The following is a 9,627-nucleotide window of genomic DNA, read 5'->3' on the forward strand; positions in this document are numbered from 1 at the left end:
CTTAACAAAAGCAACTCGAAAGAGTGTGATAAGCCCATTGTTAACGCAATGGGCTTTTTTACGTCTGGGGTTTGAGAATAGGGGTTTTACGCATTAACAGTGGGTCATTGCCAGTCGTGCACCTAACAAAAGCAACTCGAAAAACTGTGATAAGCCCGTTGTTAACGCATTGGGCTTTTTTACGTGTTGCGTTTGAGAAAAATAAATTGGATGTTTTATAATAAAAAGAGATGACACCACAAACAGGATGATATTTTACCTGTAGTAAATCCGATAAAATTAATCAAAAGTACCTAACAACGTTTCTAATATAAGTTGGACTATTACTCAATTATGGTGGCTCTTTTATTACCAGATGGAAAATTAGCCAGCTAAACTTAAGCAAATGTGAGCGGATATAAACCACTTTATCCTTCAGATAAAAGTAAGCACCGAACGTACCCACCCCGGTGCTCTATTTGTCTAGCCGCTCACCAATTAAATATAAAAAATAACACTTATCTGAAGAGCATTAGCCTATTCATAGGCGATATTTCGATATGTACTTAGTAAACATTTAAGGCGTGTAATACGTTGCAGCACCAGGGCCAACAGGTAAACCTAAACCAAATACCCAGATAAAGAAGAAGATTGTCCAACCAATAAAGAACACAATGGAGTAAGGTAACATAGTGGCAATTAGGGTGCCTATACCTAAGTTTTTATTATAGCGACAAGCCACTGCGAGAATTAATCCGAAATAACTCATCATGGGAGTAATAAGGTTAGTTACTGAGTCGCCAATACGGTAAGCGGCTTGAATCGCTTCAGGGGCGTAACCGACTAACATTAACATCGGCACAAAAATAGGCGCAGTAACAGCCCACTGTGCAGAGGCGCTGCCTAATGACAAGTTAATCACACCACAAAGCATAATAAACAGCACAAAGACCATCGGCCCTGTTAAGCCAATGCTATTTAATCCCTCTGCCCCTGCAACAGCCAAAATGGCACCAAGGTTGGTCCATTTAAAGAATGCCACAAACTGTGAGGCAAAAAATACCAACACAATATACATGCCCATGGTGCTCATGCTTTGCGACATGGCGTCAATAACGTCAGTGTCTTTTTTCATTGAACCAACAATTTTACCGTAGACTAAGCCCGGAATGGCAAACCCAATAAAGATGAACGCCACAATGCCTTTTAAGAATGGCGAACCGGCCACAAGCCCTGTGTCTGGATGACGTAATGGTGCGCTTTCAGGCACAATGCACAGTGCTAATACCGCTGTGAATATCACCACTGAAATCCCAGCCATTTTTAAGCCGTGCTTTTCAAGATCGCTGACGTGTTCCATTTGCTGTTTGTCGATATCTCCGGCTTGGCTGATGTCAAATTTACCCAGTTTAGGTTCAACAATTTTCTCGGTAACCAAGCCACCAAGCAAGGTGATCAAGAAGGTTGAAACAAACATAAAGTACCAGTTTACTTCAGGGCCAACAGTGTAAGTTGGGTCAATCATTTGCGCAGCCGCTTCAGTAATCCCAGACAATAATGGGTCAACCGTGCCTAATAATAAGTTGGCACTGTAGCCACCTGATACCCCAGCAAATGCAGCCGCTAGCCCCGCTAACGGGTGTCGCCCAAGCGAGTGGAATATCATTGCCGCCATTGGAATTAAGACCACATAACCCAATTCAGATGCCGTGTTTGACACAATACCGGCAAACACCAAGGTGTAAGTCACGATGCGCGGAGAGGTACCCATGACCATTAGGCGCATGCCCGCTGACAATAGCCCTGAGCGCTCAGCAATGCCTACGCCCAGTAATGCGACCAATACGGTGCCAAGTGGGGTAAAGCCTGTAAAGTTGGTGACTAAGCCTGAAACAATCGTTTGTAACCCTTCGGCAGTCATTAAGCTTTTAACGTGGATAAGCCCGTCTGCGCTGCGACCAGCTGTTCCTTCTGGTCTTGGGTCCATGACCGACAGTTCGAAATAGCCAGCAACGCCACTCACGACGATCACCGCGACACAAAATAAAGCAAATAGGGTGATGGGGTGTGGTAGCAGGTTTCCCAGTCGCTCAACAATATTGAGAAACTTGACGAAAGCGCCAGTTTTAGAAATATCTTCAGCCGTGGTGTGCTGAGAAGGTGGTTGTGTGCTCATGTTCTTCCTTGCGTTGGCTGTTGAGGGCTGGCGTTTTAAGGTCCAGCAATGTAGGGGATCCCACCTCTTTATTCACCAATCTATTAGGTTGTAGAATTAAAGTGCTTACAATAGATAAACAAGATAAGTGTTAAAAAGGTGAGTTTCAATGGTTTTTTGATACTAGATTGTTAAAAAGTGTAAGTATGTGATGAGAATTGTCCTAAATTTAATCCACTATTTTGCTCAGCTGCTTAAAAATAACCCATTATTATTTTGTGTTTATACTTATGATAAATAAGCTTTTAATTTAATATTGATGCGGTGTGATTAATCGTTATGTATATATATAACCCTAAGGCGAAATTATTATAGATAACTAAGTATTTAGTGTTTTTTGTCATGATGTTTCATACGCTAAAAAAATCCGAGCAGGGCAGTGATTATGCTAAAAAGGTGAATTATTGCTTAGAATATGGTTAATATGGGGGATAAAAATAATAAAGGAAGCAATATGTTGGCATTAGTATTTGGCCTATGTATGGCGGTAATTTTCACAGGCATGTGGTATGTGGGCTTAAAAAAACGTCGTGAATCAGCCATTGAAGCATTAAAACTTATCCGTCAAAAAATTCATCTTAGACTTGACCTATTACGCCAAGATGTTGATGAAAAGCGACTGTCATGGTCGGCAAAACACCAATTCACTTTTAAAAAATTGTTGCAACGTGAAGATCAATCTGCGTGGAACAATATGACTCAGCAACAGTTAGATTCCACCACGCTCAGCCAATGGCAAAAACTCGATACTGATTTAACTGACTTTGTGACTCAGCTAGATGATCAATTGCTTTCAGCCGATACGCGCCAAGCGCAATCGCAGTTAGCGCAAGATATCGAGCAAGTTCAAGGCTTTTATAATCATACCGTTAACGAATTAAACTCTGGGGTTAATATTATTCCCTGCGCGGTTGTCAGCAAAGTCACCAATATTGAGCCGTTACCCACTTTTAAATTACAAACAGCATAGGAACCTTGGGTGCGCATTTTTGTTTGTCTTGTATGGATATTTATCATCTTTAGCTGTTTGCTGTCAGCCAATGGTATGGCTGAAGACAAACAACAACTTAGCCTGTCTAAAGATGATAATCGCGTTAAACCTATGGTTAAGCTCATCCCAAGTGCTACATCCAACAAGGCTAAAACCGCCCAATCGCCAGTATTAACCAATGACTATCCTTTGCCGCAAGAAAGCCGCGCTAAAAAACCAAAGCAAAGCTATAAAGCCCGTTACTCAGAACACGGTATCGTTGACGATATTGGAGTAGAAAAACGCCGAGTCTATCAATATACCAACGATGCGGGTATCACCGTATTTAGTGATAATCCACCTGTTGAAAACAGCTACCAAGTGCTGCTTTACCAATGTTTTGCCTGCCGCCCTGACTCCACGATTGATTGGTATCATATTGCTCTGAATACCAAATCCTATAAGGCGTTTGTGGATAACGCCGCGAAACAACATCATATAGATAGCGCTTTAATTCGAGCGGTTATTCATGCCGAATCTGCTTTTAAATCACAAGCTGTGTCACGAGTAGGAGCAAAAGGCTTAATGCAACTGATGCCCTTAACGGCCAAAGACATGGGGGTTTTAGACGCCCTAAATCCTGCTGACAATATTAATGGTGGTAGCCGCTATTTAGCTAAGATGCTCAAGCAGTTTAATAACAATGTTGAACTTGCTTGTGCCGCCTACAATGCTGGGCCAAGCAACGTGGCTAAGTATCAAGGCGTTCCGCCGTTTCCTGAAACCCAAGCTTATGTCAAACGGGTACAAATTTTATATCAGCGTTATAAAAAAGCATTGTAAGACTCGTTCAAACAATACACTCCATTGTCATTGCTAAACGTTGTTGTCATGGATAAAGCTCAATTATGGTGTAACAAATAAGGATATTTATGTTTACTCATTCATTAAAAGTGCTCAGTGGTGGCGTAGTGTGCGTGATAGCCAGTTTGTCATTAAGCGTGCAAGCAACGCCAGCTCCTTCTCAAGAAGATCTCCGTTTATATGTCATTGCCAATGCACCTAATGCGCAGCGCTTACATGCTGATGTCAGCCAGTTAGTGGGTTTTGGAACTCGTCATACATTATCGCAAACCCAGTCAGACACTCAGGGTATTGGTGCTGCCCGGCGTTGGATTGAGGCCGAATTTAATCGCATTTCACAATCTTGTGGCGGCTGCCTTGAAGTGGTGAGGGTAAGTCAAACAGTGCAAGGTAAACGCATTATAAAACCCACAAAGGTCGTTAACGTGATTGCCATTCAACGTGGTCAAACTGACCCTCAAAGAGTCGTGATGATGAGCGGTGATATCGATTCACGAGTGAGTGATGTGCTCGACGCCACTTCAATATCTCCCGGTGCCAATGACAATGCCACCGGCGTAGCGGGCGCAATTGAAGCGGCCAGAGTGTTATCGCAATACCAATTTAATGGCACGATTGTGTATGCGGCGTTGTCTGGTGAAGAGCAAGGTTTGTATGGCGGTGACATATTGGCACAGTATGCCAAAGAGCAAAATTGGCGCGTTCAAGCGGTTCTCAATAACGACATGATAGGCAATATTGCAGGTATTAATGGTGTCATTGATAACGCAAGTGTGCGGGTGTTTTCAGAAGGGGTGCGTTATGTTGAAACCCCAGAACAAGCACGTAAACGCTACTTTAGTGGTGGCGAAAATGACTCAGCTTCACGCAATTTAGCCCGTCATATTAAAACCCTTGTTGATCAATACATGACCAACCTTGATGTCATGTTGGTATATCGCCTCGATAGGTTTGGGCGTGGCGGTCATCATTTACCGTTTAATAAAGCAGGAATGCCTGCGGTGCGGGTGATGGAAACGAATGAGCACTATGATCGTCAGCATCAAGATATCCGCATTGAAAACGGTAAACCCATGGGCGATGTCATTGAGGGGGTCGATTTTGATTTTACGGCCAAATTAACGGCGTTAAATGCAATTAGTTTGGCCTCGATGGCGTGGGCACCCGCGCCGCCAACGTCGGTGAATATTGCAGGTCAAGTGTCGCCAAGTACAACCTTAACGTGGGCGCAATCGAACGATAAAACGGTTGTCGGCTATCGGGTCTATTGGCGGTTAACCACGCAACCTGAATGGACACACAGCCGCTATGTTGGCAACGTAAACGAATTTATGCTCGAAAATAGAGTGATTGATAATTATCTATTTGGTGTAGCCAGCGTTGCGGCCAATGGTAACGTCAGTCCTGTGGTGTTCCCCGGCGCAACCGGGGCATTTTTTAACTAAGTCGCGCTATTCGCCCACTTCCCACTGCACATTGACATTGCCGTTAGTGCTGCCCAGTAATGGCGCTAAACAAGCCAGTGTTTCACGGGCTAGCTCGTCTGTTTGCCAAGGCGGGTTAATAATCCACAAGCCTGCGGCGGTCATACCAAATTGTTCGCTGTCTGCACCAATAGCTTGTTCAATGCGCAATTGTTTTTTAATGCCGCTGTCTTTTAACAAACTGAGCATGGCTTCAGTTTGTTCGCGCTGCACCACCGGATACCACAACATATATACCCCAGTAGAGAACTTTTTGTGGGCTTTAATAAGGGTGTTGGCAACATCCACATAATCGGTTTTTATTTCATAACTTGGGTCAATTAATACCACTGCGCGGCGCTCTAATGGCGGCACGGCGGCAATTAATCCTTTTAAGCCGTCACCATTAATCACTTTTACTTGTTTGTCTTGTTCAAAGTACTCGTTTAGTAACTCATGATCGGTGCTGTGTAGTTCATGCAATACCATTCGGTCTTGTTGGCGTAGTTCAACATCAACAAACGACGGTGAGCCCGGATACACGCTTAACTCATCATATTCTGCATTAAAATGCTTAACTGCGGCGACATAATCTTGCAATGGTGCAGGCAAGTTGTCGTGGTCCCACAATTTAGCGACCCCGTCTAAATACTCACCCGTTTTTTGGGCAAACTCATCTTCTAATGAATACGCACCAGCACCTGCGTGAGTGTCAATGTAGACAAATGGCTTGGCCTTTTTCTGCATGGCTTTTAATACTTGCAGCAGCATTGAGTGTTTAAGTACATCGGCATAATTGCCAGCATGATAACCGTGGCGGTAACTTAACATGGGGGTGTCCAAATACGGGGTTAGCAGCAAAACTGCAAGATAGCGCCATTATAAGGGCAACTCAGGCATAGGTATAGGTATTCACCGCATTGGCCTTTTGGCATAATAGCCACAGGCTTATCAATTAGTGGTTTAACACTTTGCACACTCCTATTTTTTACAATCAGCAATATCCAACCTTGGTCGATGTCTGTGAGCGTTGGCAGTTAGTTTGGGATCAACACGCACCATTTGAACTGCGCTTTGAACATAATACCCTCACGCTGCATAAACGTGACGAACCCAAGCTTGACGGTATCAGTGTCGATTTTGTCACTGGCGCAGTCGCGCATCGGCGTAAGTTTGGTGGCGGGCGCGGCCAAGCAATTGCCAAAGCGGTAGGGTTAAAGCAAGGCGTGACCCCTAACGTGGTTGATGGCACCGCAGGCCTTGGCCGTGATGCCTTTGTACTAGCAAGCCTTGGTTGTAAAGTGACCATGGTTGAGCGTCACCCTGTTGTGGCAGCGTTGCTAGAAGATGGGCTACGCCGCGCGTATGACGACGCAGAAATAGGTTCGTGGATGCGTGAGCGCATGCAGTTATTTCACGGTTCAAGCCTTGAAGCACTTGCTGAGGCGGGGGCAAAAGCCAAAGATGACATTGATGTCGTTTACCTTGACCCTATGTATCCTCACCGTGAAAAATCAGCCATGGTGAAAAAAGAAATGCGCGTATTTCAAACCTTAGTGGGTGCAGACCTAGACGCAGATGGTTTACTCAAGCCTGCTCAAGCCTTAGCAACCAAGCGCGTCGTAGTAAAACGCCCCGACTATGCTGAAGACTTAGATGGCGTAAAGCCCAGTATGGTACTGGCTCAGAAAAAGAATCGTTTTGATGTGTATGTAAAAGCGGCAATGAAATAGCTTATTAACCTATTAAGGTCGCTTTTGCTGCTGTTGTTGTTTAAAGCATAAGTGTGCATAATTTGAACGATAAGATCGTGGGCCAGATGAGCGGTTAAGGTTGCAGTTTGAAGCCATCTCCCAATTTGATGAGGAAGATAGGCAACTGGCTCAAGGTGTTTTGGAGGGGTTAATACTCAAGCATCGAGCTCAGCAGTCAGTGCAGTGGCAAACAACGGCTAAGGGGGATAAATAACAGATAAAGAAAAGCCCGCATTTGAGGGCTACTGGGGCTAGGACTAGGACAATATTGTTGCGACCTGATCTCTCTTATGGGAGTAGTGCTTCTTATCGACAAACCACATTTTTTTTAACTGGGGTATATCCAACAAGGGGGCCAACATACCATCTTCAATAATCGTATCACCAACAAAAGTAACATTCTCAAGCAAACGACAGCTAGCAAGCGGCTGTAATGACCTGATTTTCCCACAGTCAGTTAGCACTAGATTTTTGATGTTTTCTAGCTCGCCAAGCAAAGCTACATCATGTACTTTTTTACACCCCTCAAGCTCCACTGTTTCCAGCTGTTGGCACTTTTCAACTCCAGACAAGCTTTCCAATTTAGAGCACTCTGCCAAATCCAAAGTTGATAATGATGCCAGCTTTTCAATTCCCGATAAAGAAACGAGCTTTTTTGACGTTAATTGAAGCCGCTGTAAATCCTTCATACATTCAATGTCAGATAAGTCACCAGAAGGGTAATTAACTATATTAAGTCGGCTCAAACCATTACAAGAGAAAATAGTTTTTGCCTTCGGACGCCATAACAGCTTACATATTTTCAAGCTTTTAAAATCAGAAAAATCTGGAGCCTTGCTAAACTCGCATTGCAACCCCAAATACTCCAGCCCTTTTAAAGATTGCAAAGGGGTTAAGTCTTTAACTCCCCAAGAATAAACTTCCACACCTCGAAGATTCGGCAACTCTTTCAAAAAGGATATGTCATCCCCTTTCCATCCAACCGACTGACTTAATCGCAGTACAGAAATATTTTCCTTTTCGACTATTGATTTAATACCATCCGACCAAGGCGCCGTCAGAACAAGACAGCGCCCCATATTATTTTCGGCATCATCAATAAAAAACTGATCATTCTTAGTCAAGTAAATGACTCCTATTAGGGCCGATTGGATCAACCTTATTAGATACTTTGTCCGAGAAACGAGCTGGCTCACCGCGAGTTATTTCCTGAATACGTTTATGCTCTGCAATTTCACGTGCGGTTTTACCGCCTAGGACTTCGGTTGTTTGAACACTCTGATTAGCGTCTAACTTACCAGTCTTTTGATGCTGTTTAAGGCGATTGGGAATATTGCACGATTGACCGCAATATTTTTTTCCTGCGGTATCAGTAAATTCATATATCCCTTCTTTGGCTGTTTTCCCTGTACTCTTTGTAACATTAAACCAAGCTTAAATTTCAGCCATAAAAAAGCCTGCAAATGCAGGCCTTATCTGTAAATATGAAGTTAAATTGGGGTTTTCTCCCAAACAATCCCTTTGGGCAGAAGTGTTTTCCCTAACTTAAACTCTGTTTTAAATCTACTTTCTTGCTGCTGATACAACTCATTGTCAATCTCACCGTCAAAAAAGGAAAGACGCCCTGACTTCGTTACGTTTTCCCAGCCTGTGAGATCAATGCCTAAATGCCTTTCTAACACATCAACAAGTGCTGTCATAGCCATAGGTCTAGAGTGCCACACCCACCCCTCACCATCATCTACCATATCAATTGGGTCAAACTCCACACTAAGAACATATGAACCTGGTTTCCCCATAATATAAAAAGACACTACAAACAGCCCAATAGCTTCGAGTCTTTCCCTAAAGACACAGACTAATGACCTAGAACCTGTAGTTATGTATTTTGTTATCTCATCAAGTGTCATCGTAAACATACCTTTTAATTAATCATCGATAAAAATGGCTGGTTTATGACGTACACCATTTGAATCCCGAATATCAACATTGAAATGAGGCTGATCCGAGTGTTTTCCACGATCATGGATTTTTGAACTTGTAGGGTCTTTAGTATTTATTAGGTCGCCCCGAAAGGTGTTTCTTCGGTCACGCATACCTGGAGAAACATTGCCAGGGCCAGGGCGAAGCTCAGGCATACTGTCTAAAATCTCGCGAGCCTCTTTTACGTCTTTAGCACGAACATCTTTACCTTGTCTCAATTGGTCAGCTTTGCTTGTTCCCTTTGTAACATCAGCAGCAATATTTTCCAAAGCTTTTATTTCATTTGTATCTTTAGCTGCTGCCACCACCGCTTTTGATGCTATCACTGCCGCTTTTGATACTACAAGTTTTCCTCCTAAAGTTACAACCGAACCTAGGCCTCCAGTTAATACATTGAGT

10 protein-coding genes are annotated in these 9,627 nt (G+C 43.4%); 4 read left to right on the top strand and 6 right to left on the bottom strand.

Annotation, left to right across the window (positions count from 1 at the left end; genetic code table 11):
• Positions 1 to 556 precede the first annotated feature (556 nt).
• The gene (locus tag G3R48_RS16810; RefSeq protein WP_153666355.1) at positions 557 to 2,155 is read right to left on the bottom strand and encodes an AbgT family transporter; all 1,599 of its coding nucleotides are present in this window, start codon (positions 2,153 to 2,155) and stop codon (positions 557 to 559) included.
• A gap of 493 nt (positions 2,156 to 2,648) precedes the next feature.
• On the opposite strand from G3R48_RS16810, the gene G3R48_RS16815 reads away from it, so the two are divergent.
• The 3 genes from G3R48_RS16815 (at position 2,649) to G3R48_RS16825 (ending at position 5,473) form a co-directional block, all read left to right on the top strand.
• Complete coding sequence (locus G3R48_RS16815) at positions 2,649 to 3,164, top strand: hypothetical protein (RefSeq protein WP_194823927.1); 516 nt, start codon at positions 2,649 to 2,651, stop codon at positions 3,162 to 3,164.
• Between the two features lie 9 nt (positions 3,165 to 3,173).
• Positions 3,174 to 4,007 carry a lytic transglycosylase domain-containing protein gene (locus G3R48_RS16820; RefSeq protein WP_323741283.1) on the top strand — a complete coding sequence of 278 codons (834 nt, stop codon included), beginning with the start codon at positions 3,174 to 3,176 and terminating at the stop codon, positions 4,005 to 4,007.
• Between the two features lie 89 nt (positions 4,008 to 4,096).
• Positions 4,097 to 5,473, top strand: a complete 1,377-nt coding sequence (locus G3R48_RS16825) for a M28 family peptidase (RefSeq protein WP_153666353.1) — start codon at positions 4,097 to 4,099, stop codon at positions 5,471 to 5,473.
• 6 nt (positions 5,474 to 5,479) lie between these two features.
• Here the strand turns inward: G3R48_RS16825 and G3R48_RS16830 are convergent, their stop codons facing one another.
• Positions 5,480 to 6,322, bottom strand: coding sequence for a 23S rRNA (adenine(2030)-N(6))-methyltransferase RlmJ (locus G3R48_RS16830; protein WP_153666352.1), 843 nt, complete (start codon positions 6,320 to 6,322; stop codon positions 5,480 to 5,482).
• A 140-nt stretch (positions 6,323 to 6,462) separates the two neighbouring features.
• Here G3R48_RS16830 and G3R48_RS16835 point away from each other — a divergent pair, with 140 nt between their 5' ends.
• Positions 6,463 to 7,224, top strand: coding sequence for a class I SAM-dependent methyltransferase (locus G3R48_RS16835; RefSeq protein ID WP_153666351.1), 762 nt, complete (start codon positions 6,463 to 6,465; stop codon positions 7,222 to 7,224).
• A 278-nt stretch (positions 7,225 to 7,502) separates the two neighbouring features.
• Here the strand turns inward: G3R48_RS16835 and G3R48_RS16840 are convergent, their stop codons facing one another.
• The 4 genes from G3R48_RS16840 to G3R48_RS16855 form a co-directional block, all read right to left on the bottom strand.
• Positions 7,503 to 8,369 (bottom strand): leucine-rich repeat domain-containing protein, encoded by an 867-nt coding sequence (locus tag G3R48_RS16840; RefSeq protein WP_153666350.1) that lies wholly within the window; start codon positions 8,367 to 8,369, stop codon positions 7,503 to 7,505.
• Positions 8,362 to 8,631, bottom strand: coding sequence for a GIY-YIG nuclease family protein (locus G3R48_RS17445; protein ID WP_380714659.1), 270 nt, complete (start codon positions 8,629 to 8,631; stop codon positions 8,362 to 8,364). The genes G3R48_RS16840 and G3R48_RS17445 overlap by 8 nt, the downstream gene beginning before the upstream one ends.
• 104 nt (positions 8,632 to 8,735) lie before the next feature.
• Complete coding sequence (locus G3R48_RS16850) at positions 8,736 to 9,155, bottom strand: hypothetical protein (RefSeq protein WP_153666349.1); 420 nt, start codon at positions 9,153 to 9,155, stop codon at positions 8,736 to 8,738.
• An 18-nt stretch (positions 9,156 to 9,173) separates the two neighbouring features.
• A partial coding sequence (locus G3R48_RS16855; protein ID WP_212593413.1) for a hypothetical protein occupies positions 9,174 to 9,627 on the bottom strand: 454 nt, incomplete at its 5' end.

This window comes from Shewanella intestini (genome assembly GCF_018221465.1).
Lineage (GTDB): Bacteria > Pseudomonadota > Gammaproteobacteria > Enterobacterales > Shewanellaceae > Shewanella > Shewanella intestini.